This window comes from Pseudomonas sp. TMW22080 (assembly GCF_022496745.1).
In the GTDB taxonomy this organism is placed as follows: Bacteria; Pseudomonadota; Gammaproteobacteria; order Pseudomonadales; family Pseudomonadaceae; genus Aquipseudomonas; species Aquipseudomonas bubulae.
This window is the reverse complement of the sequence record NZ_SCFF01000003.1, coordinates 367646-393555: the sequence shown is the minus strand read 5'-3', so window position 1 is coordinate 393555 and position 25910 is coordinate 367646. Positions and strand designations below refer to the sequence as shown.

Here is a 25910-nt window from a genome sequence, read left to right as displayed (position 1 = left end):
ACCGATGAAAATTGTTGAAGCACGCGTGATTGTCACCTGTCCGGGTCGCAACCTGATCACCCTCAAAATCGTCACTGACGAGGGGGTCTACGGCATTGGCGATGCGACTTTGAACGGCCGCGAAATGGCGGTTGTCGCCTACCTCGAAGAACACGTGCTGCCCGCGTTGATCGGGCGTGATGCGCGACGTATCGAAGACATCTGGCAGTACCTTTACCGCGGTGCCTACTGGCGTCGCGGCCCTGTGACCATGACCGCCATTGCCGCCGTAGACGTGGCACTGTGGGACATCAAGGCCAAGGCAGCCAACATGCCCCTGTACCAGCTGCTCGGCGGCAAAAGCCGCGAGCGGGTAATGGTGTACGGGCATGCCACGGGCAAGGACATCGAAGGCTGCCTGGCCGAAGTGGCCCGTCATGTGGAACTGGGCTACAAGGCGGTGCGTGTGCAATGCGGCATTCCGGGCATTGCCACCACCTATGGCGTGGCCAAGCGCAGTGGCGAACGCTATGAACCGGCCGACAGCGACCTGCCAGCAGAGCATGTCTGGGACACCGCCAAGTACCTCAATCATGTACCCAAGCTGTTTGCCGCCGTGCGCGAGCGCTTTGGCGATGACCTGCACATCCTGCATGACGTTCACCACCGCCTGACACCGATCGAAGCGGGGCGCCTGGGCAAGGCTGTGGAGCCTTTCAACCTGTTCTGGCTGGAAGACTGCACCCCGGCAGAAAACCAGGAGGCATTTCGACTTATCCGCCAGCACACCACAACCCCGCTGGCGGTGGGTGAAGTATTCAACTCGATTCACGACTGCCGCGAGCTGATTCAGGAACAACTGATCGACTATATCCGCGCCACCCTGGTTCACGCGGGCGGTATTACCCATGTACGGCGGATCGCCGACTTTGCCGCGTTGTACCAGGTGCGCACCGGCTTTCATGGCGCCACCGACCTGTCGCCGATGACCATGGGCGCGGCGCTGCATTTCGATACCTGGGTGCCCAACTTCGGCATTCAGGAGCACATGCCCCACGACCCGCTGACTGATGACGTCTTCCCCCATGCCTATCGCTTTGAGGACGGCCATTTCACCCCGGGTGAAACCCCGGGCCATGGCGTCGACATTAACGAAGAACTGGCTGCCAGGTACCCCTACAAGCGCGCCAGCCTGCCGGTCAACCGCCTGGAAGATGGCACGCTCTGGCACTGGTAATACCGCTTAAAGCTGATTGCTCGACTGTTTAATAACTATAAAAAACGGGGCGTCATGTCCTGGCAGGAGTTACCCGATGAAAGCGTTTCAAGTAAGAGCTCCCTTTGAATTCGGCCTGGCCCAGGTCGATGTCCCGCAACTGTCTCGCAGTGAAGTCAAGGTCGACGTCGCCTATGCCGGAATCTGCGGTTCGGACCTGCACATCATTCACGGGCAAAACGCCTTTGTGCGCTTCCCTCGGATTACCGGCCATGAGTTTTCCGGAGTGGTCAGCGAAGTGGGTGCAGACGTTACGCAGATCAAGGTCGGCGACCGTGTGTGCATCGACCCGGTGATCAGCTGCGGTACCTGCTACCCGTGCCGCATCAATCGGCCCAATGTGTGCACCCAACTGCAAGTGATCGGTGTGCACCGTGACGGTGGTTTCAGTGAGCAAGTCTGCGTGCCTGCGAGCAATGTTTATCGCCTCCCGGACACTATGTCGCTGAGCCATGCCGCGCTGGTGGAACCGTACTCCATTGCCCTTAACGTGCTGGATCGCATGCAGCCGCACCCCGGCGACAGCCTGCTGATCTACGGCGCCGGGGTGATCGGCCTGACCCTGGTGCAAATGGCCCGGGCATTGGGGCTGACCGACATTACCGTGACTGACGTGATTGACGAGCGCCTGCAAACCGCCCGCGCCCTGGGCGCCAGCCGCACCCTCAACGGCAAGGAAGTGGATGTAGAGGCGACGATGCGCGAGTTGACCCATGGCGAAGGCGTGCCACTGATTGTCGATGCTGCCTGCATCCCGGCGCTGATGCCGCAAATGGTGCGTATTGCCTCACCGGCCGGCCGTATCGGCCTGCTGGGTTTCAGCACCACGCCCACCGATCTGGTGCAGCTGGAAATGATCAAGAAAGAACTGACCCTGGTGGGATCGCGGCTCAACAACCGCAAGTTCGCGCGGGTGATTGAACTGATTGCCAGCGGCAAGTTGCAGGTTCAGGAAATGATCAGCCACCGCATCCAGTTCGATGAAATGCCCGAAGCGATTGCCCTGATCGAAAACCACCCCGAGCAGACCCGCAAGGTGCTGGTGCAACTCAACAGCGCCCTGTAGCCGTTCAGAAGCGCAGCCGCGCTGCGCTTCCGGCGGCTACAGGTCAGGCGTTACGGCTTTCGGCGTCAAGGATTCAACCGATACACGTGCCCCCAGCGGGCACCCTCACCGAATACAAAAACAAGCGGGAGGTTCCAATGTTTGGTCAAGGTCGTACCTTAGTCATCATCATGCTGTTCCTGGCAGGCGTTATTAACTACCTGGATCGCTCGGCATTGTCTGTGGCCGCCCCCTTCATCCAGAAAGACTACGGTCTGACCACGGGTGAGATGGGCATGATTTTCAGCAGTTTTTTCGTCGGCTATGCGGCATTCAACTTTATCGGCGGCTGGGCTGCTGACCGCTACGGGGCGAAAACCACACTGCTGCTGGCCATGGTGCTGTGGTCGTTGTTCAGCGGTCTGACGGTATTGACCGTCGGCTTTATGTCGCTGGTGTTTATCCGCATCCTGTTCGGCATGGGTGAAGGCCCGTTGAGCGTGACCACCAGCAAGATGGTCAACAACTGGTACACCCCCAAGCAACGGGCGCGGGCGCTGGGTTCCTCCATGTCCGGCACCCCGTTGGGGGGGGCGATTTCCGGACCGGTAGTGGGCTTTATCGCCATCAGCTACGGCTGGAAGGTGTCGTTCATCATCATCATGCTGATTGGCCTGGTGTGGGCGGCGGTCTGGTACAAATTCGTCAAGGACAAGCCCACCGGCAAGGTTGCCGAAGAGATTGCGCAAGGCGAAGGCCAGAGCGAGATGGCGGCGCAGCCGGTGCACCCGCTGCGTTACTACCTCAAGCAGCCGACCGTGCTGTTCACCTCGCTGGCGTTCTTTTCGTACAACTACACACTGTTCTTCTTTCTGACCTGGTTCCCCAGCTACCTGACGATGGCCCACGGCCTCAACGTTAAAGAGATGAGTATCGCCACGGTCATTCCATGGTTGCTGGGCTTCCTCGGTTTGGCACTGGGCGGTTTCATTTCCGACTTCGTGTTCAAGAAAACCGGGCGGATGATGTTTTCACGCAAAGTGGTACTGGTGACCTGTCTGCTGGCCTGTGCCGTGTGCATCGGCCTTGCCGGGCTCGTCACCACCCTGTACCCGGCCGTGATTCTGGTGGCCCTGGCGGTGTTCTTTCTGTACCTCACCGGTGCCATTTACTGGGCAATCATCCAGGACACCGTACCTGCTGCCCGCGTCGGCGGAGTCAGTGGCTTCATGCATTTTCTGGCCAACACCTCGGGCATTATCGGTCCGACCCTGACCGGCTTCCTGGTGCAGTTCACCGGTTCGTTCACCAGCGCCTTCCTGTTGGCCGGTGTGCTGACCATCATCGGTGCAGTATGTGTAGCGCGCTATGTCAAACCACTGCCGGTGATCGATGAAGCCGTACCACCAGCAGGCAGCGTCTTGCCGGCTGCCGCCCTGAGCCATCCTTGAGGAGCCTGTCGATGCCTGTGATTCAACCAGTACCCGCAGTGGCCGCAGCAGCTGAAATCGGGATCGTGCATCTGGGCCTGGGGGCGTTTCATCGTGCTCACCAGGCGGTCTATCTGCAACGCCATCACAACCGTCACGGTGAGGGTCCGTGGGGCTTGTGCAGCGCCAACCTGCGTTCCAACCGGACCCTGGTAGAGCAGTTGCGCGAGCAGCAATGCCGTTACTCGGTGGCCGAGTATCGTGACCGCGAGCAGGTGACGTTGCGCGAGATCACGGTATTGCGTGAGGCCCTGTACGCCGGTGATGGCGGCGCGGAACTGGAGCAGCTGTTGCAGCGCATGGCCGATCCGCAGACACGGATTGTGACCCTGACGGTTACCGAAAAAGGTTATTGCCTGAGCCCGGCCACTGGCCAGTTACGCCTGCAAGACCCGGGCGTTATCCACGACCTTGCCCACCCGCAAGCACCACGTACGGCACCGGGGATTGTGCTGGAGGCCCTGCGCCGCCGGTTCCAGGCGGGTATCCCGGCCTTTACCGTGCTGTGCTGCGACAACATGCCGGACAACGGCCAGCGCACCCGTCAGGCGGTCATGGGGTTGGCGGTTAAAGGCAGTGAGCTGGCGCTTTGGATCGGGCAGCACGTGGCATTCCCCGGTTGCATGGTCGACCGCATTGTTCCGGCCATGGATGCGCAGGCGTTCAGCGACCTGCAGCAGCTTGGCTGCCAGGACCCCGCGGCAGTGGTGTGTGAAAGCTTCAGCCAGTGGGTGATCGAGGATCACTTCCCCCAGGGGCGCCCGGACTGGGAGCTGGACGGCGTGCAGATGGTCGCGGATGTGCGGCCGTTCGAGACCATGAAGCTGCGCATGCTCAACGGTAGCCATTCGCTGCTGGCCTATATCGGTTTGCTGGCGGGCCACGAGACGGTATTCGAGGCCATCAGCGATCCTGATTTGCTGTTGTTTATCCAGCGCTATATGGCCCAAGAGGCCGCACCTACGCTGGATATGCCGGTGCAGATCGACGTAACGAGTTATGGCCGTGACCTGTGCGCGCGGTTTGCCAATGACAGCCTGCAACACCGGTTGCGCCAGATCGCCATGGATGGTTCGCAAAAACTGCCGCAGCGCTGGCTCCAGGGTGCACAGGCACTGCTTGAAGCGGGGCGCGACGTTGACTGTATCGCGCTGGGGGTTGCAGCCTGGATTCACTACTGCACCCGGCCTTTGCCGGGCCGTGAAGCCCATGTGGTCGATGACCCGCTAAGCGCCACGTTTGCCGATCTGGCGGGCAGCCTTGACGGGGCACAGCGCGTCGATGCCTTTCTCGATCTGGAGCAGGTATTCCCGCTCGCGCTGTCGGCGCGGCCGGCCTTTCGCGATGCGGTGCAGCGCGCTTACAGCGCCATTGAGCAGGCCGGTATGGCGGCTCAGCTAAAAACTTTTGCAGCACATAACTAACAAGAAGGGAGATAGACATGGAACAGACTTGGCGCTGGTTTGGCCCCCAGGATCCGATTTCACTGGCAGATGTGCGCCAGACCGGAGCCACCGGGATTGTCACTGCCTTGCACGACATCCCCAATGGCCAGGTATGGCCGGTGGCAGCGATTGCGGCACGCAAGCAGATGATCGAAGACGCTGGCCTGACCTGGTCGGTGGTGGAAAGCATCCCGGTGCACGAAGACATCAAGCGTGGCTGTGGTCGCCGTGACGAGTACATCGCCAACTATCAGCAAAGCGTGCGCAATCTGGCGAGTTGCGGCATCGATATCGTCTGCTACAACTTTATGCCGGTGCTGGACTGGACCCGCACCGACCTGGCCTGGGAGATGGATGACGGTGGCTGGGCCCTGCGTTTTGACCAGACCGCCTTTGCCGCATTTGACCTGTTTATCCTCCAGCGCCCGGAGGCGCAGGCCGAGTACAGTGCCGAGGATATCGCGCAAGCCAGGGCCTACTTTGAAAAGCTGACCCCCGAGCAGAATACCAGCCTGGTCAACACGCTGATTGCCGGTCTGCCTGGCGCAGAAGAGCACTACAGCCTGGAAGATTTCCGCGCCTTGCTGCGCACCTACGCCGAGATCGACGAGGCGAAGTTGCGTGAGCACCTGGGGCATTTCTTGCGTGAAGTGATTCCGGTCGCAGAGGAAGTGGGTGTGCGCATGGCCATCCACCCGGACGATCCGCCGCGGGCGTTGCTGGGCCTGCCGCGTATCCTGTCGACTGCCGCAGATGCGCAATGGTTGCTGGATGCCGCGCCAAGCCCGGCCAATGGCCTGACTTTTTGCACCGGGTCTTATGGCGTGCGTGAAGACAATGATCTGGTGGCGATGGCCAAACAGTTTGCGCCCTTCATCTACTTCACCCACCTGCGCTCGACCCGCCGCGAGGCCGATCCGCGCAGCTTCCACGAAGCCCATCACCTGGGAGGTGATGTGGACATGGTCGGGGTGATCGGTGCGCTGGTGGCCGAGGATCTGCGCCGTGAACGTGAGGGCGGCCCGCGCTTGCCGCTGCGCCCGGACCACGGTCACCAGTTGCTCGATGACCAGCACCGCAAGAGCAACCCGGGTTATTCGCTGATCGGTCGCCTCAAAGGCCTGGCCGAGATTCGCGGGGTGGAAATGGCGATGCGCCAGCAACTGGCGTGACACCGTTTGCCTTGCACAGCTGACCTGTAGCCGCTGCCGCAGGCTGCGCGCCCCATCGCAGCCTGTGGCAGCGGCGACAGGGATGAATCAATAGGCAAACACCTTGCGGTGCTTTTGCACGAAGTCTTCCCAGCGCACCGGCTGGCGCCCGGTGATCTGGCTGAAATTGTCGAAGGTTTCTTCAACCCCGGGAATTTGCCCGGCGGCCATGCGCGTGAAGTTGTCCTGTACGCAGGTCATATAAGCCATTTCTGCACCTGCCGCGCGCATGTTCTGCACAAACACGTCCGGTGACTGTGCGTCATAACGAAATGGCTGGCCCAGCAGGCGGGTCATGATCGCGGCGATATCGCCATAGGACTGTACGTCGTAGCCCAGTCGATAGGTCTGACCTGCATGCTTATGCGGGTGCAACAAAGCTTGTGCGGCCACCCGGGCCACATCTTCGCCGTCAACCCAGCTGAACCGCGTATCACCGGTGTACTGCTCGATCACTCCGTTGATGACTGCGCGGGTGCCATCGTAGCTGAGCAGGTTTTGCATAAAGCACTCGGGACGCAAATGGGTAAACGAGAAACCGGACCACTCGATATAACGTTCTACAAACTGGTGCCAGGCCCAGTGGCCGATGGTGGTGTCGTCCCGCCCGCAGGCACCCAGATGCACCAAATGCTGCACGCCGGATTTTTTCGCCTGGTCGATGAATGCCTTGCTCTGGCGCAGCATGTCCACGGTGTAGCCGGTGACCAGCAGGGCGCGGTCGATACCCTCCAGCGCCGGGGCCAGGGTGTGTTCCTGGTCGAAATCCATGATCACGGTGCGAATGCCCTGTGCAGTAAAAGACTGGGCCTTGGCGTGGGAGCGCACGGCCGCGACCAGGGTAATGGTCTTGTCAGCCAGCAGGTTGCGCAGGGTGTCGCCGCCGATCTGGCCGGTGGCGCCGGTGATTAAAACGGTGGGTTTGTGCGAAGTCATAAATACGCCTGATGCTTGAGTAAGTTCGTGGTGTAAAAGCTTACTGGGGAACTGCTGGCGTATTTAGGATGCCTTTTATCTAATAAGATGAACTGAATTCACTAATGAGGGCCGTGCATGTTTGCTTCCGAGCGCCTGAAAGGTATCGATGTATTTGTCTGTGTCGCCGACTCGGGCAGCTTCAGGGCTGCTGCCGAGCGTTTGAACCTGACGGCCTCGGCGATCAGCAAGGGCATAGCCCGGCTGGAAGGCAGGCTTGGGGTGCGCTTGTTCCAGCGCACCACGCGGCGCTTGGCATTGACCGATGGCGGAGCGGCTTTTTACCGGACCTGTATCGGGGTTCTGGCCGAACTGGAGGAGGCCGAGTTGGCCATGCAGGCCGACAATGCCGAGCCGCAGGGCAGGATCCGCATTGACTTGCCGGCGGCCTTCGGGCGTTTGCAGGCGTTGCCGGTGATTTTGCAGTTTGTGCAAAAACACGCACTGCTGCTGCCGCATATTTCGTTCTCCGACCGCTTTATCGATCCGGTCGAAGAGGGTGTGGATATTGTCGTGCGGGTCGGTGGGCCGGATATCTGGCCAGCGGCGCTGGAGCATCGTTTTCTGGGGCGTGAGCGGCATGTGTTCTGTGCTGCGCCGGCTTATCTGAACATTCACGGCACGCCTGTGACCGACCGCGATCTGGAGCATCACCAGTGTGTGGCCTATGGGCGGGCCGACGGCACGGTCAGCCCCTGGAACTTCGCAGGCAGCCGCCCCGGAGAGGTAGAGCGCCGGGTGATGCCCGCCAGGTACATCGTAGGAGATGGTGAAGGGCAAGTGATGACAGTGCTGGCGGGATGCGGCATCGCCCAACTGCCCACCTGGCTGATCAAGCAGCATCTGGCTGATGGTTCACTGGTGCAGGTGCTGCCGCATCTGGCGAGCGAGGGGCTGGCGATCAACCTGGTGTGGCCAAAAAGCCGCAAGGCCCTGCCCAAGGTCAGTGCTTTGCTTGATGCCCTGACCGTCGGGCTGATGCCGTTGGCGGATTAATTGGCGGGTTGCACTCGTCCTGTGGGAGCGGGCTTGCTCGCGATTGGATCACTGCGGTTTTACAGTGACAGCGCATCGTCTGCATCGCAGGCAAGCCAGCCCCCACATGTTTTTATGCCGCCTCACAACGGCAGCATCCGGTCCTGAATAACCCGCTTCATTACCAGCGTGGACGTCAGGCGTTGCACATTGGGCAGTGAGGTCAGGCGCTCATCGTAGAGCTGCTGGAAGGCCGGCAGGTCGGCGGCGACCACATGCAGCAGGTAGTCCGGGTCACCAAACAGCCTTTGTGCGTCGACGATCTGCGAGGTCTCGATCACTGCCGCTTCAAAATCGGCAATCGCCTGACGGGTCACTTCGCGCAGGGTGACAAATACCATGGCGGAAAAGTTAAGTCCCAGTTCGCCGGGCGCCAGCAGGGCGCGATAGCCAAGAATCACCCCCGAGTCTTCCAGCGCCCGTACGCGCCGATGGCAGGGTGAGAGACTCAAACCCACCCGTTCTGCGAGTTCGGTGAGGGAAAGTCGGCCATCAGCTTGCAGCTGCGCAAGAATATTCCTGTCAATGCGATCCATATGGAAGAACCTTTCCCGTTAATAACTGTTGCTTAGGATAAACGAAAGATAATCCTGGCGGCATTTGCTTATTCTTCTTTTGCCCGCTTAGACCTTCCCAGAAAGCAGCGGCGCGGGGCTTGTGCCCCATCTCTCATCATCAAAGTTCCAGTGTAGAAAGGAAATGTCCCGTGACTCTCAGCGTCCTGGCCGCGTTTTGGGCGGTATCGTTCTTGTTTATCATCACCCCCGGCGCAGACTGGGCCTATGCGATTTCCGCGGGCATGCGCGGTCGGCTGGTGACGCCAGCGGTGGCGGGTATGCTCTCGGGGCATTTGCTGGCAACGGTGATTGTGGCGGCGGGCGTGGGCGGGCTGGTGGCGCGCAATCCGATGATCCTCAGCGTGCTGACGGTTGCGGGGGCGCTGTATTTGCTCTGGCTGGGTGTGTGCATGCTCAGGGACCCCGCAACCCCCCAGTCCGGGCAGGGGCAGGCGTCTGATTCATGGTCGCGCTGGGCGTGGAAGGGGTTGTGTGTCAGCGGCCTCAATCCCAAGGTGCTGCTGTTGTTTCTGGCGCTTTTGCCGCAGTTCACCGACCCGCTGTCGAATTGGTCGATACCGACACAGATCATTGCCCTGGGCGGGCTGCATGCGGTCAGTTGTGCGCTGGTGTATCTGGCGGTGGGTTTCAGTGCCCACGCCGTGTTGCGCACCCGGCCAGGTGCTGCAAAGAATGTCAGCCGGGTATCGGGGGCGATAATGATCCTGATTGCGGTGGTGCTGCTGGCGGAGCAGGCCTACAGTTGAGGCTTGGCCAACAACCTGAGGAACAAACTGTGGCAGCGACCGGGAAGGATCAGCAAATAACACCGCAGGCGGTAATCGAGTTCTGGAAACAGGCTGGCCCCAGGCACTGGTTTGCCAAGGATGAAGCCTTCGATACCTTGTTTCGCGACACTTTCTACAGCGCTCATTTCCTGGCGGCCAGTCGCAAGTTGGAGCACTGGCTGGCGCAACCTGAAGGCGCCCTGGCGTTGCTGTTGCTGCTGGACCAGTACCCGCGCAATGCTTTTCGTGGAACCGCACATATGTTTGCCACCGACTCGCTGGCGCGCTTTTATGCGCGGGAGATGATCAATGGCGGTATGGACAAGGCGTTCGAGGCCGACTTGCGACTGTTCTGTTATTTGCCGTTCGAGCATTCCGAAGACAGTGCCGACCAACAGCTGTCCCTGCAACTGCACCACAGTCTTGGGCCGCAAGCCAGCGTCTGGGCTGAAGAACACGCCGTGATCATCCAGCGTTTTGGGCGTTTCCCCCATCGCAATCATGTGCTGGGGCGCGATACCAGCGTGGAGGAACGTACGTTTCTGGATGAAGGCGGGTTTGCCGGGTAAGCCCTGTCTTGACCACCAGCAAGGTGTAACCGCTGGCGGGCAGGCATAATTGCCGCCTGAGCCTGAACACCCTTACCTGATGGAGTGACCGATGAAGTACCCAGCCTTGTTGATCCTTAGCCTTTGTGCCGCGCTGTTGAGTCACGGCGCGATAGCTGCAGGGGATGCCGAAGCGGGGGGCAGGCTGTTCACCAAAACCTGTGGCGGCTGCCACAGCATCGGCGAAAACGCCCGCAATGGTTTTGGTCCGCAACTCAATGGTGTGATCGGACGGCTGGCCGGCACCAGCGAGGGCTACCAGTATTCCGACGCCATGAAAAACTCAGGTGTTGTATGGACGCGGGAAAAACTGGCGGCCTATATAGAAGCACCGAAAAAAGTGGTGAGCGGCACGCGGATGATCTTTTGGGGCATCAGCGATCAAGAGAAAATCGACAATCTGCTGGCCTATATCGAGTCCGTCCAGGGGCGGTGATTACTGCACGTCCTTGAGGTAATCCTTGAGCGTCAGCAGCGCCGGGTGCATTTGCTCCGGGGTCTGCGCATTGCTGAAACCGGCGGCCAGCTTTTGCAGTTCGCGGCCCATGACCGTTTGCGCGCCGCCCAGGGCGTCCAGCGCCAGTGCCACACAGCGCTCGATTTTATCCTGGATGGCGTCGATATCGCCCTTGCGCAGGTCAAAGGCAAAGACATCGCGTTGATAGTCGCTCATGGCCGGGTCGTCGCGCAAAATCGGGCTCGAACCTTCGGACTCGTACGCCAGCTTGAGTGCATAAAGGGCGACTGATTCCAGTGGCAATTCCATCGACAAGATCCTCTACGTTGATGCCGGGCGGCGATCATCGCTTTTCTGCTGGCGAAAAAAAAGGCCAAGGGGCAGCACAAGAGGCTTTCAGCATTTAGGTTGATGCGGTGATACCCTCCGGTTTTTTCAGGGAAGGAAGATGAACATGCGCAAGACAGCGTCAGCCCTGGTAGCTGCAATGGGCTTGCTCGCAGCGGGCGGAGCCGGGGCCTGGACCATGAAGGACGGCGTTATCCAGTTCAGTAACGGCGAAGTGTCTTATTGCGACGGCTGGGCACTTGATGCGGCCTCAATCATGTTGAGTCGACAGGAGGGCAGGCCCGTAGATTATGTCTACGATGCCTACCATGAGCCTTCAGACATCACCAGGAAGATGCGCGTGCTATTTGTGCGCGATGCCCAGGCATACCCGATAGAAGATACAAAAGAAAAAAAATGGGCTGCTGCAGAAAAGTTCAGCAACAAGGTGAAGGGGCAGTGCTTCAAATCCTATATCGAGCGCGTTCCGCAATCTTGAACGCCATAACCTGTGGGTGATGGGGGTACGGGCTGAGGGCAAGCAGGTCAGCCCGGGCGGGACAAATCGCAGGCACAAAAAAACCGGCGCGGTGGCCGGTTTCTCTGTATATCCAGGGTGCATTGAGCGGCACCTTGAATCTATGTTTGGTGCCCCGAGGGAGAATTGTGTGCTCTATACAAACCATGCCTTTTAGGCGGATTGCACTGTTAGGGGGGGGCACGTGGGGAGTAGAGGAGAGTAGTCGCTGGCGTTTAACACCTGCTTGCCTGGATTGGCTGCAACGGCATCCTTCAGCTTGGGCAGGCGACTCCACGATGATTGCGACAAACGGTTGTAACGAGAGGCGTCTCTACATGATCCAGGCGTTATCCAAGGCGCTCGCTCGGCATATGTATCTTGTACGCTCGTGTGGCAGAGAGAGGCAAAGCAACGTGTTCATCCAAGGAGGCCCGAATATCCGACGGTGACATCCCCGCTTGATTTTTTTGCAGAAGCCCATATGATTTAGGTATGTCAGCGACTAGGAGCATCTCCAGTCATCCAGCTGGCCTCTACAGGTCTATATCCGGTTACTGTTGTGTGGTCATCCTATCTTTGGGATGGCCACACGAATAGTAATGTTTATTTTGATGTCAAGAATTTCTGGTACGTCCCAAGATAGAGGTTCTACCAGGCCCTGCTTTCTGCACCTACCTCGCCTCTGTACGTCACGACCTCATTTAAATTGTCTTTCTGTCGCGACGCCCAGTTGTAACTCGGTGATCGCTACCTTTAAATGTCCTAAACTATTCTCTGATAGCTGAAATTCCTGTAGAGTTTTAATCAGCCGGGGATATATTTATGACGAAAAAGCCGCTTAAAGACCTATTTGATGCTATGTATCATGGCAAGCTTGATTTTACAGATTTTGCTGAGTGCGATGTTTCGTTGTGTTATGAACGAACTAGAATTAAAAATAGAGAAGTGGTACGGCCCAATAAGAAGTTGAAAACGTATCATTCTTTCCTGAATTTGTTTTTGTTCGAGTATTTGAAGATTGACGAAGAGGTGGTTTTCTCTTATAGAAAGGGCGTTAATGCATATGATGCCGTTGCTAAGCACTCAGGAAGCTCATGTTTTTTTCAGACAGACTTAACAGACTTTTTCAAAAGTATTGACGCAAGATTAGTGAAGGATGTAATTGGCGATAGTTTGCACCTTGCTCCAATATTGGATGCCGACAATTATATCGATAGGATTGTTGAGTTAGTTGTTGTTGATGGGGCGCTACCCGTTGGTTTTCCCTCTTCCCCGCTTATCAGTAATTCCTGTCTTTATGGGTTTGACAAAAAGCTCAAGTCCTACTGTGATAAGCGCAATCTTATTTATACAAGATACTCAGATGATATAATTATATCAGGTGGGAGTAGGGATGCTTTGCTAGGTATTAAGGAGAGTGTCGCAGGTCTGTTGGATGAGTGCTTTCAAGGGAAGCTTTCTGTTAACTGTGATAAGAGTAAGTTTACTCATTCGGGTAATAAGATTAAGTTGTTAGGTATGGTTATTTTACCTAATCAAAAAGTAACAGTGGATATTAAGTTTAAGAAAGAGCTTGAGGTTATGCTTCATTTCTATATCAATGATCGTGAGAGGTTTGTTGATAAGGTTGGAGGGGATTTCAGGGTGGGTGTCGAGAAAATTACTGGTTACATGAATTACGTAAATACCATTGATAAGGATTATCTTAATAAGTTGCGAAAGAAATATGGGTCGACGGTAGTCGATACGTTAATTCATCACCCATCAAAAAAGTAAGCTCATGAAAATTTCATTTCAGATAAATGATGTTCAGCATGTAAGTTCAGCTAGTATTTTAATTGATCTTGTCGATAACAAGTTAACCTGTGTTGTTGGAAAAAATGGTGCGGGTAAAACCACGTTGATCAAGGCAATAAGAAATCTTTGCTCGGCTGATACGTTCTCGAAAACATCATCAGCTAGTATTTTTCGTGAATCTAGCAGTGTGACCTATAAGGCAGATGGTGTTGAGTTTAAATTTGTATATGACGATAGTATTCAGGCGCTTAATTGTCACACCCCTATACCTGATGCTATTAAGGCATTAATTGATGTAGAGTTACCCATGCCTCATGGGCAGAGGTTTAACTTCTTTCAAAGTATTAGTGGGGCTGATGGTGACATCAGAAAGGCAATTGTTTTATCTCAGTATAATCAGCCAATTGAGCTTATAGAATTTTTGCGTGGAATATACGGAACAAATAAATTTGACTCTTTAGTAGAGATTAAGATAAAAAATGAATCTTACTACTGTCTTCCTCTTGAAGGGAGTAGGTATATCAGGGAGGATTATCTTAGTTCTGGTGAGTATTTCCTTATTAGTCTTTATAGGAAAATCAAAAGCAAAAACAAGCTGATTGTAATTGATGAGATTGATATTTCATTGGATGCGGCAGCGCAAGCTCGCCTTATAGAGAAACTTCGGGAGTTCTGTAGTCAGTATGAAGTGAATGTTCTGTTTACAACTCACTCTTTGGCAATGATGAGAACACTTCGTGAAAATGAACTTTTCTATATGGAGGACTTGGATGGGATTACGAAAATACGGCCTGTATCCTATAACTATATAAAGAGCATTCTTTTCGGTTTCAAAGGGTGGGATAAATATATCCTAACAGAAGATGAGGAGCTTAAGAGTCAGATCGAATTTCTCATAGGGAAAATGAACAAGGATGAGCTGTTTTTCAATTATAAAATAATACCTGCTGGTGGTGCGGATAATGTTATTGATTTGATGCAGAGGAATAGTGATGAGAACTTCTTGTCTGCGCCGGAAAATGTAATTGTCATTCTTGATGGTGATAAAAAAGATAATGCGCGGGTAAGGCGCTCGCCAGCTATATTTTGCACGCCAATCAATAATATTGAATCTGCCTTACTTAAAGAGTATGAGAAAGAAGACTTTCCGTACCGTCTGCCAGACCGTGTAAAGCATTGTGGGGCAAAGTCGTTGTTCACGGAAATGACTAAGCGGCATAAAATTATATCAGTTTCACAACTTCACAACTATTTATACGATGGTCTTGAAGAAAGCTATAAAGAATTAATAGCGGTTTTAGAGGGTTTTCTATCGCCAGTTAAAAAAAACAACTTTCCAGTTAAGCTTGCTGTGACGCAGCTGGGAGAGAGTTCCGAGGTGGCTGTAGCTGAACTGGGTGTTAGTTCTTTTGGCGTTGATGATGGTGTTGCTGGATAAACCTGAGTAGGTACCTAAGATCCGAGTCAAAGGATGGTCTGAGAAGCTCAGGTCGTGATGAGTAAACGTAGGTATATGGAAAATATCTCAAACCGTCCGAAAAATTATCTTGAAAAAATGCAGGGAAGCCATGCTTGTTGAGGGTTTCCGCTTGGCATCCGCTAAGCATTATCTTGAATTCAGCATTACGCTAACTCATAAAAGAGGAATGATGAAGTGAGATGTCTCGGCCGGTGACAGAGTTTTCATAGCCAGGATGAATCCCCCGGACTCTTCAGGCACCTTGCAAGCTCATAGAATCACAATAAGGGGCGAGGCTAGGGCAAGCCTTGCCATCGCCATTGTGTGATTGAGTTATCTGCGCGCAAGTATCAGCTCTTAGCTTCGAACAGTTTTTTGGGCGGCGCGTTTAACTTGGGTTGGCGTCGGTCGTCGTGAGTGAAAGAGTAGGTGGCTCATAAGTCACCGCCCTGTGCGTGCTGAAGTCCCAAGGTGACGTCATCTATAAGTGCTTTGGCCATTTCGCTGAGGTAGTGCGAAGCCCATCTCAGCGCTTCGTTACCATCATTCATGGCACCCAAGAACGTGAGCGTGTTGACGCAGTTCATCAGGAGAGAGGCGTGCTGCAGCGCTTCCTCGCCCGATACGCCGGGGTTGACGGTAAACAGGCGCTGGTTCTCGGCATTGCATTTGGCAAAGCTGGCCCCGCCAACGGTTTGGATCAAAGTTGCAGGGTTCATAGGTCACCCTTTTTGGAAGCAAGTGCGCGGGCTTTGGCCATATTGAGGTTGTAGGCGGCGAGGCGGGTGGTAAGGCTGGCGCTGGCGTGTAATGCGGATAGAGCCACTGCTCGATAAACAGTGGCGCAAATTTTGGACGGATTCAGGGTGTGCATGATTGACGCTCCTTTTGCTTGGGGAGCTACCACCGTTTGCGACCAAACAAATAGGGGTGGCAGCTGTGCGCAGGTTGGTCGACCGGGGCAAAAGGAACCCGGCAGGCCCGAGGGCCTCCCGCGCACAGCCACCATAAAACGGATATGCGGACGCAAAAAAAGCGCCTGCAATCGTTATGGGGCGCCTGTGCGCCTTTTGCTTGTCGGGCGACCAAACCCGTTCGCTGAATTTGCAGCGATGACAAAAGGGTAACGCTCACTTTGTAAGAGCGCAACTGCATGGTAACCGCAGCAAATAATAGACACAAAAAAACCGGCGCGGTGGCCGGTTTCTCTGTGTATCCAGGGTGCATTGAGCGGCACCTTGAATCTATGTTTGGTGCCCCGAGGGAGAATCGAACTCCCACTTCTTTCGAAAACGGATTTTGAATCCGCCGCGTCTACCAATTCCGCCATCAGGGCTCAATGGCGGCGAAGTATAGAGATGAGGTTTAGGTCGGTCAACAACTTATTGGTCTATTTTTGCCAAGTCCGTTAAACTCCCCGGCCCTGCTAGACGAAACCTATCATGCGCGTTGCTGACTTTACTTTCGAACTCCCTGATTCGCTCATCGCACGCCATCCTTTGGCGGAGCGCCGCAACAGTCGCCTGCTGACCCTGGACGGGGAGAGCGGCGCACTGGCACATCGTCAATTCACTGATTTGCTTGAACATTTGCGTCCAGGCGATTTGATGGTGTTTAACAATACCCGGGTGATTCCGGCCCGTCTGTTTGGCCAGAAGGCCTCGGGCGGCAAGCTGGAAATTCTGGTTGAGCGGGTGCTCGACAGCCACCGCGTGCTGGCCCATGTGCGTTCCAGCAAGTCGCCAAAACCCGGGTCGAAGATCCTGATTGATGGCGGTGGCGAAGCCGAGATGCTGGCGCGTCACGATGCGCTGTTCGAGCTGGGCTTTGCCGAAGAGGTATTGCCGCTGCTGGACCGTGTCGGGCATATGCCATTGCCGCCCTATATCGACCGCCCGGACGAAGGTTCGGACCGCGAGCGCTATCAAACGGTCTACGCCCAGCGCCTGGGTGCCGTCGCGGCGCCAACGGCAGGGCTGCACTTTGATGAGCCGCTGATGCAGGCCATCGCCGCCAAAGGCGTCGAGACGGCATTCGTGACCTTGCACGTGGGCGCGGGTACATTCCAGCCGGTGCGGGTCGAGCGTCTTGAAGATCACCATATGCACACCGAATGGCTCGAAGTGGGCCAGGATGTGGTCGATGCCGTGGCTGCATGCCGTGCGCGCGGCGGACGGGTGATCGCCGTGGGTACCACCAGCGTGCGTTCGCTGGAAAGTGCCGCGCGTGATGGCGTGCTCAAGCCGTTCAGTGGCGATACCGATATCTTTATCTTCCCCGGTCGACCCTTTCATGTGGTTGACGCGCTGGTGACCAATTTCCATCTGCCGGAATCCACGCTGCTGATGCTGGTTTCGGCATTCGCCGGTTATCCCGAAACCATGGCGGCCTACAAGGCTGCGGTTGAGCATGGGTACCGCTTCTTTAGTTACGGTGATGCAATGTTCATCACCCGCAATCCTGCGCCGACGGCTCCAGCCCCGGCCCCAGAGGATCAAGCATGAGCAACTGTCGTATGTCCTTCGAGCTGCTGGCCACTGATGGCAAGGCTCGTCGCGGTCGTTTGACCTTCCCCCGTGGTGTGGTTGAAACCCCAGCGTTCATGCCGGTCGGTACTTACGGTACGGTCAAGGGCATGCTGCCCCGCGATATCGAAGCGATCGGCGCGCAGATGATTTTGGGCAATACCTTCCACCTGTGGCTGCGCCCAGGCACTGAAGTCATCAAAAAACACGGCGACCTGCACGATTTCATGAAGTGGCAGGGCCCGATCCTGACCGACTCCGGCGGTTTCCAGGTGTTCAGCCTGGGCGCCATGCGCAAGATCAAGGAAGAAGGTGTGACCTTCGCTTCGCCGGTAGATGGTGCCAAGGTGTTCATGGGCCCCGAAGAGTCGATGCAGGTCCAGCGCGATCTGGGCTCTGACGTGGTGATGATTTTCGACGAATGCACCCCGTACCCGGCCGATGAAGACACTGCCCGTGTCTCCATGGAGCTGTCGTTGCGCTGGGCGCAGCGCTCCAAGAATGCCCATGGCGACAACACGGCGGCACTGTTCGGTATCGTTCAGGGCGGCATGCACCAGAACCTGCGCGAGCGCTCGCTCGAAGGCCTGAACAAGATCGGTTTCGACGGCCTGGCCATCGGCGGTTTGTCGGTCGGCGAGCCCAAGCACGAAATGATCAAGGTGCTGGATTACCTGCCGGCGATGATGCCTGCTGACAAACCTCGTTACCTTATGGGGGTTGGCAAGCCGGAAGATCTCGTTGAGGGTGTGCGCCGCGGTGTGGACATGTTCGATTGCGTGATGCCAACCCGCAATGCCCGCAATGGGCATCTGTTTATCGACACGGGTGTCATCAAGATCCGCAACGCGTTCCATCGCCATGATGATTCGCCGCTGGATCCGACCTGCGATTGCTACACCTGCCAGAACTTCTCCCGCGCTTATCTGCATCACCTGGACAAGTGCGGCGAAATGCTGGGTAGCATGCTCAATACCATCCATAATTTGCGCCACTATCAGGTGCTCATGGCTGGTTTGCGCGAGGCTATTCAACAGGGTACATTGGCCACCTTTGTCGACGCCTTCTATGCCAAGCGCGGGCTGCCTGTGCCGCCCTTGGACTGAGTTTCGGACCTTTAAGAAACAACATTGCAACTGGAGTGCTTAATGAGCTTTTTCATCTCTTCCGCTTTCGCGGACGCTGCTGCACCTGCTGCTGCCCCAATGGGTGGCGGTTTTGAATGGATCTTCCTGGTCGGCTTCCTGGTCATCTTCTACCTGATGATCTGGCGTCCACAGGCCAAGCGCGCTAAAGAGCAGAAAGCCCTGTTGGGTAACCTGCAAAAAGGCGACGAAATCGTGACCACTGGCGGTATCGCCGGCAAAATCGTCAAGGTTTCCGATGCTTTTGTTGTCATCGAAGTGTCTGACACTGTCGAGCTGAAAATTCAGAAAGGCTCGGTTGCAGCCACGTTGCCTAAAGGCACGCTGAAAGCGATCTAAGTTTCAACTTTCAACAATCGACGGGGCGCGCAAGGCGCCCCGCGTTTTAAGCGGGCGGCGTGATTGATGCTGAACAAATACCCTCTGTGGAAATACATACTGATCCTGGCAGTGCTGGCGATCGGTTTTATTTATTCCGCTCCCAATCTGTACCCTGATGATCCGGCCATTCAAGTGTCGGGTGCGAGCACGGCCCTGCAGGTCACTCAAGCTGATCTGGATCGCGCAAGCAAGGCGCTGACGGATGCAGGCATTGAAGTCAAGGGTGCTTCCCTGGCCCAGAACGGCAAAGGTGGTTTGCTGCGCCTGGTCAAGAAAGACGACCAGTTGCCAGCCAAGGATGTTGTACGCAAGGCTCTGGGTGACGATTATGTCGTAGCGCTCAACCTGGCACAGACCACGCCACAATGGTTGCGCAGTCTGGGTGCTCACCCGATGAAACTGGGTCTGGACTTGTCGGGCGGTGTGCACTTCCTGCTGGAAGTGGACATGGACAAAGCTGTCGATGCACGCATGAAAGTGTACGAGAGCGATGTCAAAAGCCTGTTGCGTAAAGAAAAAGTGCGTTATCGCAGCCTGCCGCAACTCAACGGTGCCATTCAGTTGGGCTTCACTGATGAAGCTGTCCGTGAGCAAGCGCGTAGCCTGATCCGTAAAAGCTTCAATGATTTCGACATTACCGCTGCAGACCTGAACGGTCAGCCGGTTCTGCGTCTGGCGATGACCCCGGCCAAGCTGGCGGAAATCCGTGAATATTCCATCAAGCAAAACCTGACAACCGTCCGTAACCGGGTCAACGAGTTGGGTGTTGCCGAGCCTCTGGTTCAGCGTCAGGGTGCCAACCGCATCGTGGTTGAGCTGCCGGGCGTGCAAGACACCGCCGAAGCCAAGCGTATCCTGGGCAAGACGGCCAACCTTGAGTTCCGTCTGGCGGCCGAGCCGGGCGCTTCCAAAGCGACGTCCGAAACTTTCGAGTTCCGTGAAGGCAACCGTCCTGGCGCGCAAATCGAGCGTGGTCTGATCATTACTGGTGACCAGGTAACCGATGCTCAGGCGGGCTTTGATGAGCACGGCCGGCCACAAGTGAACATCAAGCTTGATGGTCACGGTGGCGAGCTGATGAGTCGTTCGACGCGCAGCAACGTTGGTCGCAGCATGGCGGTAATCTTCATCGAGCAGAAGCCGGTGACGACTTACACCAAGCAAGTGGTTGACGGTGTCGAGAAGGACGTACCGGTTCAGTCGTTCAAAGAAGAGAAGAAGATCATCAGCCTGGCGACCATCCAGTCGCCGCTGGGCAGTCAGTTCCGGATTACCGGTCTGAATGGCCAGGGTGAGGCTTCCGAGCTGGCACTGCTGTTGCGTGCCGGTGGTCTGGCCGCGCCAATGTACTTCGCTGAAGAGCGCACCATTGGCCCGAGCCTGGGTGCTGACAACATTACCAAGGGTGTCGATGCATCGCTGTGGGGCATGTTGTTCGTGTCGATCTTCATCATCGCCATCTACCGTTTCTTCGGTGTGATCGCGACGGTGGCACTGGCGGGCAACATGGTCTTGCTGCTGGCGCTGATGTCGGTGCTGGGTGCAACCCTGACCCTGCCGGGCATTGCCGGTATCGTGTTGACGATGGGTATGGCGGTCGATGCCAACGTACTGATCTTCTCGCGTATACGTGAAGAGCTGGCCAATGGCATGACACCGCAGCGGGCGATCAACGAAGGTTTCAACCGTGCCTTTACCGCCATCGTTGACTCCAACCTGACAACCCTGCTGGTCGGCGGGATCCTCTTCGCCATGGGTACCGGGCCGGTTAAAGGCTTCGCGGTGACCATGTCGCTGGGTATCTTTACCTCGATGTTCACGGCCATTATGGTCACCCGCGCACTGGTCAACCTGGTGTATGGCGGTCGGGACTTCAAGAAGTTGTGGATTTAAGGGGCTGCCATGTTACGTACAATCAACTTCATGGGCGTTCGCAACGTAGCGTTCGGCGTCACTGTACTGCTTACCGTGCTGGCCTTGTTCAGCATGTTCCACAAGGGCATGAACTACGGCCTGGACTTCACCGGCGGTACGCTTATCGAGCTGACCTACGAGAAGCCGGCTGATCTGACCAAGGTGCGTAACGAGCTGGTTTCGGCCGGCTTCCACGATGCCGTGGTGCAGAGCTTTGGTGCCACCACCGACTTGCTGGTGCGTATGCCCGGCGATGATCCGTTGCTGGGCAACAAGGTAGCGGCTGCGCTGGGTCAGGCAGATACCAGCAATCCGGCGGTGATCAAGCGCGTCGAGTTCGTTGGCCCGCAGGTGGGTGAAGAGCTGCGCGACCAGGGCGGCCTCGGCATGCTGATGGCGCTGGGCGGCATCATGCTTTACCTGGCCTTCCGCTTTCAGTGGAAGTTCGCTGTCGGCGCGATCGTGTCCCTGGTTCACGACGTGATCGTGACCATGGGCGTGCTGTCTTGGTTCCAGATCACCTTCGACCTGACGGTATTGGCGGCGGTGCTGGCGATCATCGGTTACTCGCTCAACGACACCATTGTGGTATTTGATCGGGTGCGCGAGAACTTCCGGGTTCTGCGCAAGGCCAGCCTGATCGACAACATCAACATCTCGACCACGCAAACCTTGCTGCGCACCATGGCGACATCGATCTCCACCTTGCTGGCCATTGCCGCATTGCTGATTTTCGGTGGCGACAACCTGTGGGGCTTCTCGATTGCCCTGTTCGTGGGTGTTCTGGCGGGTACTTATTCGTCGATCTACATCGCCAACGTGGTGCTGATCTGGCTGAATCTCAGTGCAGAGGATCTGATCCCGCCTGCGGCGAGTGAGAAGGAAGTCGATGATCGTCCATAACCAATAGTTATCGACGACTGTCACCTAAAAGGCGCGAGTTATTGAACTCGCGCCTTTTTTTGTGCTCCAACTCCAGGATTGGTGTGGGACTGTTCCCACTTAAGATGGTCTGGAGGTTCACGTGAACAAGTCATTGCTGGTGGGTGCTGTACTGGGTGCTGTCGGTGTTACAGCCGGTGGTGCTTTTGCCACTTACAGCTTGGTGAAAGGCCCTGAGTCTGCGCAGGTGCTGGCCGTTGTGCCGGTCAACCAGCAGATCAAAACGCCGCGTGAGGTGTGCAAGGATGTGACTGTGACGCGTCAGGCGCCGGTCAAGGATCAGCATCAGATTGTCGGCAGCGTGATTGGTGCTGTCGCCGGCGGCTTGCTGGGTAATCAGGTGGGCGGCGGTAACGGCAAAAAGATCGCGACGGTTGCCGGTGCGGTGGGTGGCGGTTATGCCGGTAACAAGGTGCAGGAAGGCATGCAGGAGCGTGATACCTACACCACGACCCAGACGCGTTGCAACACGGTCAATGACATCAGCAGCAAGGTCGTCGGCTATGACGTGCGCTATTCGCTCAATGGCAAGGAAGGCAAGGTGCGTATGGATCACGAACCGGGCAATGAAATTGCCGTGGACAAGGAAGGCAAGCTGATCCTGAATTAAATTCTTGTGGGAGCGGGCTTGCTCGCGATGCGGGCGGCTCGGTCTGTCAGGCAAATCGCGGTGATGCTATCGCGGGCAAGCCCGCTCCCACAGGGTGGGGTAATTGCAAGGCCAAAAAAAAGCACCCCGAAGGGTGCTTTTTTTGTCTGCGGTATTCGCTTAGCGTTTCAGCGAGGTTGGCAGGTGAGGCTGGATTGCAGTAAGGACAGCTTTGAAGCACTTGGTGTTACCGGCAACGATATGACCTTTTTCAAGGAAATCGTGGCTACCGGTAAAGTCACTGACCAGGCCGCCTGCTTCTTGAATCAGCAGTGCGCCTGCAGCCATGTCCCACTCGGACAGACCCGACTCCCAGAATGCATCGAAACGACCTGCAGCCACGTAGGCCAGATCCAGGCTGGCAGCGCCTGCGCGACGGATGCCGGCAGTCTGGCCAACCAGGCTGCGGAACATGCCCAGGTAGTTGTCCAGGTTGTCCATCTGGTTGTCACGGAACGGGAACCCGGTACCCAGCAGGGCGCCTTCCAGGCTGGTACGACCGCTAACACGCAGGCGGCGACCGTTCAGTTGGGCGCCACGGCCACGGCTGGCGGTGAATTCTTCCTGGCGAACCGGGTCAAGAACCACTGCGTGCTCAAGGCGGCCGCGGTATTTGCAGGCGATGCTGACGGCGAAGTGTGGAACGCCGCGCAGGAAGTTGGTGGTGCCATCCAGTGGGTCAATGATCCACAGGTAGTCTTCACCTTCACCGCTGCCTGGGTGCATGCCGGTTTCTTCACCGAGGATGCCGTGCGTCGGGTAAGCCTTGCGCAGGGCGTCGATGATTTTCTGTTCAGCAGCACGATCGACTTCAGAGACGTAATCCTTGGCGTCTTTTTCGTCAACCTTGATGGTATCCAGGCGCTCGATGGAGCGGAAAATCAATTCACTGGCGCTGCGGGCGGCGCGCAGCGCGATATTCAGCATGGGCTGCATGGACGTTTCACCTAAGGTTGTTAAAGAAAGCCGAATATTCTATCAGAAAACTTTGGTAGATGAAGGTTTGCGTTAGCTTTCGTAGCTTATGACGTTTTGCTTAGGTAAGATTTGCTCCCTTTTGCTGGTCTGTGAGCGCTTCCTTTGCTGCCTAATATTCGTGTCGTTCTGGTCAATACCAGCCATCCCGGGAACATCGGCGGTGCTGCGCGTGCCATGAAAAACATGGGGTTGTCGCGGCTGGTTCTGGTTGAGCCGAGGGTGTTCCCGCACCATGAGGCCGACGCGCGCGCCTCGGGCGCCGGTGACATTCTGGAAAATGCACAGGTTGTCGCGACCCTTGAAGATGCCCTGGTGGGCTGCAATCTGGTGCTGGGTACCAGTGCCCGCGACCGTCGTATCCCCTGGCCGCTGCTGGATCCGCGCGAGTGCGGGCAGAAAGTGGTTGCAGAGGCGGCCCAGGGTGCGGAAATCGCGCTGGTGTTCGGTCGTGAAGACTCCGGTCTGACCAATGACGAGTTGCAGCGTTGTCACTTCCATGTGCATATCCCCTCTGATCCCGAATTCAGTTCCCTGAACCTCGGCGCGGCCGTGCAGGTGCTCAGCTACGAGATCCGCATGGCCTGGCTGGCGGCCCAGGGGCAGCCGAGCAAGATCGAGAAAGAAGAGGTGGCGTCCACCAAGAGTGGCGAGCTGGCCACCATGGATGAGCTGGAGCGCTTTTATGAGCATCTGGAGCAAACCCTGGTAGCTATCGAATTCATGGATCCGGAAAAGCCGCGCCACCTCATGGCGCGTCTGCGTCGGCTCTACGGTCGCAGTGCTGTCAGTCGTGCCGAGATGAATATTTTGCGTGGCATTCTCACCGAAACCCAAAAAGCAGCCCGTGGCGAGCTGCTCAAGCGCAAGGATTAATGATGTTTGAGCGTCTGCGTGAAGATATCCAAAGTGTGTTTCACCGTGATCCTGCAGCCCGTAATGCTTTTGAAGTGCTGACGTGCTACCCGGGGATGCATGCGATCTGGATTCACCGCTTGTCGGCGCTGTTGTGGCAGGCTGGCTGGAAGTGGCTGGCTCGTCTGGTGTCCAACTTCGGGCGCTGGCTGACCGGGATTGAAATTCACCCGGGGGCCAAGGTCGGGCGTCGTTTCTTTATTGATCACGGGATGGGTATCGTGATTGGTGAAACCGCCGAAATCGGGGATGACGTGACCCTGTATCAGGGTGTGACCCTGGGGGGTACGAGCTGGAACAAGGGCAAGCGCCACCCCACTCTGGAAAATGGTGTCGTGGTAGGGGCGGGCGCCAAGGTATTGGGGCCGTTCACTGTCGGGGCGGGGGCCAAGGTCGGTTCCAATGCGGTTGTGACCAAGGCTGTGCCGCCGGGCGCGACCGTAGTGGGTATTCCGGGGCGCATCATTATCAAGAATGACGATGAAACCGAGGCCAAGCGCAAGGCAATGGCTGAGAAAATCGGTTTTGACGCATACGGTGTCAGTGAAGATATGCCGGATCCGGTGGCGCGGGCCATTGGCCAGTTGCTGGATCATCTGCAGGCGGTCGATGGCAAGCTGGATGGTATGTGTGGCGCGCTCAAGGATTTGGGCAGCCCTTACTGTGCGAAAGAGCTGCCTGAGCTGCGCGAAGAAGACTTCGCCTGCGTCAAGGGCAAGGACGAAAGCACGGCGGTGTGAGGCTCGTGGTCTGAATTAACTGTGGGAGCGGGCTTGCTCGCGATGGCGCCATCGCGAGCAAACCCGCTGCCACCAGATGTGTGTCATGTGCCATTACGCCGCAGACCCTGCTACAATGCGCGCGCTCTTTTGCGGGTAATCCCGACTAAAGTACTAGGTCTAATAGTTGACTTAAATAGTCGGGAATAGCATACTCGCTTCCATTCCGAATTCCGTGGTACCTGTCCATGAGACTGACTACAAAAGGCCGTTACGCCGTAACTGCAATGCTCGATTTGGCGTTGCACGCACAGCACGGGCCGGTGTCCCTGGCCGATATTTCCGAGCGCCAAGGCATCTCGCTTTCCTACCTTGAGCAACTGTTTGCCAAATTGCGCCGCAGCAGTCTGGTTTCCAGTGTGCGTGGCCCGGGTGGCGGCTATCAGCTGTCACGCGACATGCAGGGCATCCAGGTAGCTCAGGTGATCGATGCCGTGAACGAGTCCGTCGATGCCACGCGTTGCCAGGGCCTTGGCGACTGCCATGCCGGCGACACCTGCCTGACCCACCACCTGTGGTGCGACCTCAGCCTGCAAATACACGATTTTCTCAGCGGTATCAGCTTGGCTGACCTTGTCACTCGCCGTGAGGTACAAGAAGTAGCCCAGCGTCAGGATCAGCGCCGCTGTAATGGCAAGGCGCCGCACCTGGATAAGATCGAAGCGTCCGCCGTCGAGTGATTGCATAAAAACGACGGTGCGCCAGCCAGCCTGATT

General features: G+C 56.6%; 27 protein-coding genes and 1 tRNA gene. 21 read left to right on the top strand and 7 right to left on the bottom strand.

The features are described 5' to 3' along the window. The first annotated feature begins 4 nt into the window (after window positions 1-4). The 5 genes from manD (at window position 5) to uxuA (ending at window position 6407) form a co-directional block, all read left to right on the top strand. A complete protein-coding gene (manD, locus tag EQV96_RS12095) occupies window positions 5-1216 on the top strand; it encodes a D-mannonate dehydratase ManD (RefSeq protein ID WP_240882069.1) in 1212 nt (403 codons plus the stop codon). A 76-nt stretch (window positions 1217-1292) separates the two neighbouring features. Continuing rightward, entirely contained in the window at window positions 1293-2321 is a 1029-nt protein-coding gene (locus tag EQV96_RS12090) for a Zn-dependent oxidoreductase (RefSeq protein ID WP_240882068.1), read from the top strand. Window positions 2322-2458: 137 nt separating this feature from the next. Next, entirely contained in the window at window positions 2459-3751 is a 1293-nt protein-coding gene (locus tag EQV96_RS12085; RefSeq protein ID WP_095001485.1) for an MFS transporter, read from the top strand. A gap of 11 nt (window positions 3752-3762) precedes the next feature. Then, the gene (locus EQV96_RS12080; protein ID WP_095026413.1) at window positions 3763-5214 is read left to right on the top strand and encodes a mannitol dehydrogenase family protein; all 1452 of its coding nucleotides are present in this window, start codon (window positions 3763-3765) and stop codon (window positions 5212-5214) included. Between the two features lie 17 nt (window positions 5215-5231). Next, a complete protein-coding gene (gene uxuA / locus EQV96_RS12075; protein WP_095018325.1) occupies window positions 5232-6407 on the top strand; it encodes a mannonate dehydratase in 1176 nt (391 codons plus the stop codon). 87 nt (window positions 6408-6494) lie between these two features. Here the strand turns inward: uxuA and EQV96_RS12070 are convergent, their stop codons facing one another. Then, a complete protein-coding gene (locus EQV96_RS12070; RefSeq protein WP_240882067.1) occupies window positions 6495-7382 on the bottom strand; it encodes an SDR family oxidoreductase in 888 nt (295 codons plus the stop codon). Between the two features lie 117 nt (window positions 7383-7499). On the opposite strand from EQV96_RS12070, the gene EQV96_RS12065 reads away from it, so the two are divergent. Continuing rightward, window positions 7500-8417 (top strand): LysR family transcriptional regulator, encoded by a 918-nt coding sequence (locus EQV96_RS12065; protein WP_240882066.1) that lies wholly within the window; start codon window positions 7500-7502, stop codon window positions 8415-8417. Between the two features lie 122 nt (window positions 8418-8539). Here EQV96_RS12065 and EQV96_RS12060 read toward each other — a convergent pair whose 3' ends face one another. Beyond that, on the bottom strand, window positions 8540-8992 hold the full coding sequence (locus tag EQV96_RS12060; protein WP_095018326.1) for an Lrp/AsnC family transcriptional regulator: 453 nt from the start codon (window positions 8990-8992) through the stop codon (window positions 8540-8542). A 170-nt stretch (window positions 8993-9162) separates the two neighbouring features. Here EQV96_RS12060 and EQV96_RS12055 point away from each other — a divergent pair, with 170 nt between their 5' ends. The 3 genes from EQV96_RS12055 to EQV96_RS12045 all read left to right on the top strand — a co-directional run bounded on the left by EQV96_RS12055 (window position 9163) and on the right by EQV96_RS12045 (window position 10845). Beyond that, window positions 9163-9780, top strand: coding sequence for a LysE family translocator (locus tag EQV96_RS12055; protein WP_016779589.1), 618 nt, complete (start codon window positions 9163-9165; stop codon window positions 9778-9780). A 29-nt stretch (window positions 9781-9809) separates the two neighbouring features. After that, window positions 9810-10370 (top strand): DUF924 family protein, encoded by a 561-nt coding sequence (locus EQV96_RS12050; protein WP_095026414.1) that lies wholly within the window; start codon window positions 9810-9812, stop codon window positions 10368-10370. 91 nt (window positions 10371-10461) lie between these two features. Further along, window positions 10462-10845, top strand: a complete 384-nt coding sequence (locus tag EQV96_RS12045) for a cytochrome c family protein (protein ID WP_240882065.1) — start codon at window positions 10462-10464, stop codon at window positions 10843-10845. Here the strand turns inward: EQV96_RS12045 and EQV96_RS12040 are convergent, their stop codons facing one another. Then, window positions 10846-11175 (bottom strand): hypothetical protein, encoded by a 330-nt coding sequence (locus EQV96_RS12040; protein WP_095024016.1) that lies wholly within the window; start codon window positions 11173-11175, stop codon window positions 10846-10848. A gap of 145 nt (window positions 11176-11320) precedes the next feature. On the opposite strand from EQV96_RS12040, the gene EQV96_RS12035 reads away from it, so the two are divergent. From EQV96_RS12035 to EQV96_RS12025, 3 genes are all read left to right on the top strand, one after another. Further along, on the top strand, window positions 11321-11692 hold the full coding sequence (locus EQV96_RS12035; protein WP_095001477.1) for a hypothetical protein: 372 nt from the start codon (window positions 11321-11323) through the stop codon (window positions 11690-11692). A gap of 843 nt (window positions 11693-12535) precedes the next feature. Further along, window positions 12536-13489, top strand: a complete 954-nt coding sequence (locus EQV96_RS12030) for a reverse transcriptase domain-containing protein (RefSeq protein WP_240882064.1) — start codon at window positions 12536-12538, stop codon at window positions 13487-13489. Window positions 13490-13493: 4 nt separating this feature from the next. Continuing rightward, window positions 13494-14948 (top strand): AAA family ATPase, encoded by a 1455-nt coding sequence (locus EQV96_RS12025; RefSeq protein ID WP_240882063.1) that lies wholly within the window; start codon window positions 13494-13496, stop codon window positions 14946-14948. Window positions 14949-15403: 455 nt separating this feature from the next. Here the strand turns inward: EQV96_RS12025 and EQV96_RS12020 are convergent, their stop codons facing one another. The 3 genes from EQV96_RS12020 to EQV96_RS12010 all read right to left on the bottom strand — a co-directional run bounded on the left by EQV96_RS12020 (window position 15404) and on the right by EQV96_RS12010 (window position 16305). Next, window positions 15404-15688: a DUF3077 domain-containing protein gene (locus tag EQV96_RS12020; RefSeq protein ID WP_095024164.1), complete on the bottom strand. Its 285-nt coding sequence runs from the start codon at window positions 15686-15688 to the stop codon at window positions 15404-15406. After that, window positions 15685-15843, bottom strand: coding sequence for a hypothetical protein (locus EQV96_RS12015; protein ID WP_176464997.1), 159 nt, complete (start codon window positions 15841-15843; stop codon window positions 15685-15687). Before EQV96_RS12015 ends, EQV96_RS12020 begins: the two co-directional genes overlap by 4 nt. Before the next feature lie 377 nt (window positions 15844-16220). Next, a tRNA-Leu gene (locus tag EQV96_RS12010) sits at window positions 16221-16305 on the bottom strand. Between the two features lie 106 nt (window positions 16306-16411). Between EQV96_RS12010 and queA the strand changes: the two genes are divergently transcribed. The 6 genes from queA (at window position 16412) to EQV96_RS11980 (ending at window position 22486) form a co-directional block, all read left to right on the top strand. Further along, window positions 16412-17473 (top strand): tRNA preQ1(34) S-adenosylmethionine ribosyltransferase-isomerase QueA, encoded by a 1062-nt coding sequence (gene queA / locus EQV96_RS12005; protein WP_095001476.1) that lies wholly within the window; start codon window positions 16412-16414, stop codon window positions 17471-17473. Between the two features lie 11 nt (window positions 17474-17484). Continuing rightward, complete coding sequence (gene tgt, locus EQV96_RS12000; protein ID WP_083369874.1) at window positions 17485-18600, top strand: tRNA guanosine(34) transglycosylase Tgt; 1116 nt, start codon at window positions 17485-17487, stop codon at window positions 18598-18600. Between the two features lie 42 nt (window positions 18601-18642). Further along, a complete protein-coding gene (yajC, locus tag EQV96_RS11995) occupies window positions 18643-18978 on the top strand; it encodes a preprotein translocase subunit YajC (protein WP_095001475.1) in 336 nt (111 codons plus the stop codon). A gap of 66 nt (window positions 18979-19044) precedes the next feature. Next, the gene (gene secD / locus EQV96_RS11990; protein WP_095001474.1) at window positions 19045-20913 is read left to right on the top strand and encodes a protein translocase subunit SecD; all 1869 of its coding nucleotides are present in this window, start codon (window positions 19045-19047) and stop codon (window positions 20911-20913) included. Between the two features lie 9 nt (window positions 20914-20922). Further along, window positions 20923-21837 carry a protein translocase subunit SecF gene (gene secF, locus EQV96_RS11985; RefSeq protein ID WP_095001473.1) on the top strand — a complete coding sequence of 305 codons (915 nt, stop codon included), beginning with the start codon at window positions 20923-20925 and terminating at the stop codon, window positions 21835-21837. A 121-nt stretch (window positions 21838-21958) separates the two neighbouring features. Then, the gene (locus EQV96_RS11980; protein ID WP_095001472.1) at window positions 21959-22486 is read left to right on the top strand and encodes a glycine zipper 2TM domain-containing protein; all 528 of its coding nucleotides are present in this window, start codon (window positions 21959-21961) and stop codon (window positions 22484-22486) included. Between the two features lie 159 nt (window positions 22487-22645). Here EQV96_RS11980 and suhB read toward each other — a convergent pair whose 3' ends face one another. Next, a complete protein-coding gene (gene suhB, locus EQV96_RS11975) occupies window positions 22646-23461 on the bottom strand; it encodes an inositol-phosphate phosphatase (protein WP_016779599.1) in 816 nt (271 codons plus the stop codon). 144 nt (window positions 23462-23605) lie between these two features. On the opposite strand from suhB, the gene trmJ reads away from it, so the two are divergent. The 3 genes from trmJ to iscR all read left to right on the top strand — a co-directional run bounded on the left by trmJ (window position 23606) and on the right by iscR (window position 25874). Next, complete coding sequence (gene trmJ, locus EQV96_RS11970) at window positions 23606-24376, top strand: tRNA (cytosine(32)/uridine(32)-2'-O)-methyltransferase TrmJ (RefSeq protein ID WP_095018331.1); 771 nt, start codon at window positions 23606-23608, stop codon at window positions 24374-24376. A 2-nt stretch (window positions 24377-24378) separates the two neighbouring features. Next, window positions 24379-25155, top strand: coding sequence for a serine O-acetyltransferase (gene cysE / locus EQV96_RS11965; RefSeq protein ID WP_095001471.1), 777 nt, complete (start codon window positions 24379-24381; stop codon window positions 25153-25155). Between the two features lie 227 nt (window positions 25156-25382). Beyond that, the gene (iscR, locus tag EQV96_RS11960; RefSeq protein WP_003443378.1) at window positions 25383-25874 is read left to right on the top strand and encodes a Fe-S cluster assembly transcriptional regulator IscR; all 492 of its coding nucleotides are present in this window, start codon (window positions 25383-25385) and stop codon (window positions 25872-25874) included. The last annotated feature ends 36 nt before the right edge of the window (window positions 25875-25910 follow it).

Bases quoted from the DNA above. Each gene is read 5' to 3' on its own strand.
- EQV96_RS12035 (WP_095001477.1), top strand. From the start codon at position 11,321: ATGCGCAAGACAGCGTCAGCCCTGGTAGCTGCAATGGGCTTGCTCGCA.
- EQV96_RS12060 (WP_095018326.1), bottom strand. From the start codon at position 8,992: ATGGATCGCATTGACAGGAATATTCTTGCGCAGCTGCAAGCTGATGGC.
- EQV96_RS12020 (WP_095024164.1), bottom strand. From the start codon at position 15,688: ATGAACCCTGCAACTTTGATCCAAACCGTTGGCGGGGCCAGCTTTGCC.
- suhB (WP_016779599.1), bottom strand. From the start codon at position 23,461: ATGCAGCCCATGCTGAATATCGCGCTGCGCGCCGCCCGCAGCGCCAGT.
- EQV96_RS12080 (WP_095026413.1), top strand. From the start codon at position 3,763: ATGCCTGTGATTCAACCAGTACCCGCAGTGGCCGCAGCAGCTGAAATC.
- cysE (WP_095001471.1), top strand. From the start codon at position 24,379: ATGTTTGAGCGTCTGCGTGAAGATATCCAAAGTGTGTTTCACCGTGAT.
- secF (WP_095001473.1), top strand. From the start codon at position 20,923: ATGTTACGTACAATCAACTTCATGGGCGTTCGCAACGTAGCGTTCGGC.
- uxuA (WP_095018325.1), top strand. From the start codon at position 5,232: ATGGAACAGACTTGGCGCTGGTTTGGCCCCCAGGATCCGATTTCACTG.
- EQV96_RS12040 (WP_095024016.1), bottom strand. From the start codon at position 11,175: ATGGAATTGCCACTGGAATCAGTCGCCCTTTATGCACTCAAGCTGGCG.
- manD (WP_240882069.1), top strand. From the start codon at position 5: ATGAAAATTGTTGAAGCACGCGTGATTGTCACCTGTCCGGGTCGCAAC.
- yajC (WP_095001475.1), top strand. From the start codon at position 18,643: ATGAGCTTTTTCATCTCTTCCGCTTTCGCGGACGCTGCTGCACCTGCT.
- EQV96_RS12085 (WP_095001485.1), top strand. From the start codon at position 2,459: ATGTTTGGTCAAGGTCGTACCTTAGTCATCATCATGCTGTTCCTGGCA.
- EQV96_RS12090 (WP_240882068.1), top strand. From the start codon at position 1,293: ATGAAAGCGTTTCAAGTAAGAGCTCCCTTTGAATTCGGCCTGGCCCAG.
- tgt (WP_083369874.1), top strand. From the start codon at position 17,485: ATGTCCTTCGAGCTGCTGGCCACTGATGGCAAGGCTCGTCGCGGTCGT.
- queA (WP_095001476.1), top strand. From the start codon at position 16,412: ATGCGCGTTGCTGACTTTACTTTCGAACTCCCTGATTCGCTCATCGCA.
- EQV96_RS12045 (WP_240882065.1), top strand. From the start codon at position 10,462: ATGAAGTACCCAGCCTTGTTGATCCTTAGCCTTTGTGCCGCGCTGTTG.
- EQV96_RS12065 (WP_240882066.1), top strand. From the start codon at position 7,500: ATGTTTGCTTCCGAGCGCCTGAAAGGTATCGATGTATTTGTCTGTGTC.
- secD (WP_095001474.1), top strand. From the start codon at position 19,045: ATGCTGAACAAATACCCTCTGTGGAAATACATACTGATCCTGGCAGTG.
- EQV96_RS12070 (WP_240882067.1), bottom strand. From the start codon at position 7,382: ATGACTTCGCACAAACCCACCGTTTTAATCACCGGCGCCACCGGCCAG.
- EQV96_RS12015 (WP_176464997.1), bottom strand. From the start codon at position 15,843: ATGCACACCCTGAATCCGTCCAAAATTTGCGCCACTGTTTATCGAGCA.
- iscR (WP_003443378.1), top strand. From the start codon at position 25,383: ATGAGACTGACTACAAAAGGCCGTTACGCCGTAACTGCAATGCTCGAT.
- EQV96_RS12025 (WP_240882063.1), top strand. From the start codon at position 13,494: ATGAAAATTTCATTTCAGATAAATGATGTTCAGCATGTAAGTTCAGCT.
- EQV96_RS12030 (WP_240882064.1), top strand. From the start codon at position 12,536: ATGACGAAAAAGCCGCTTAAAGACCTATTTGATGCTATGTATCATGGC.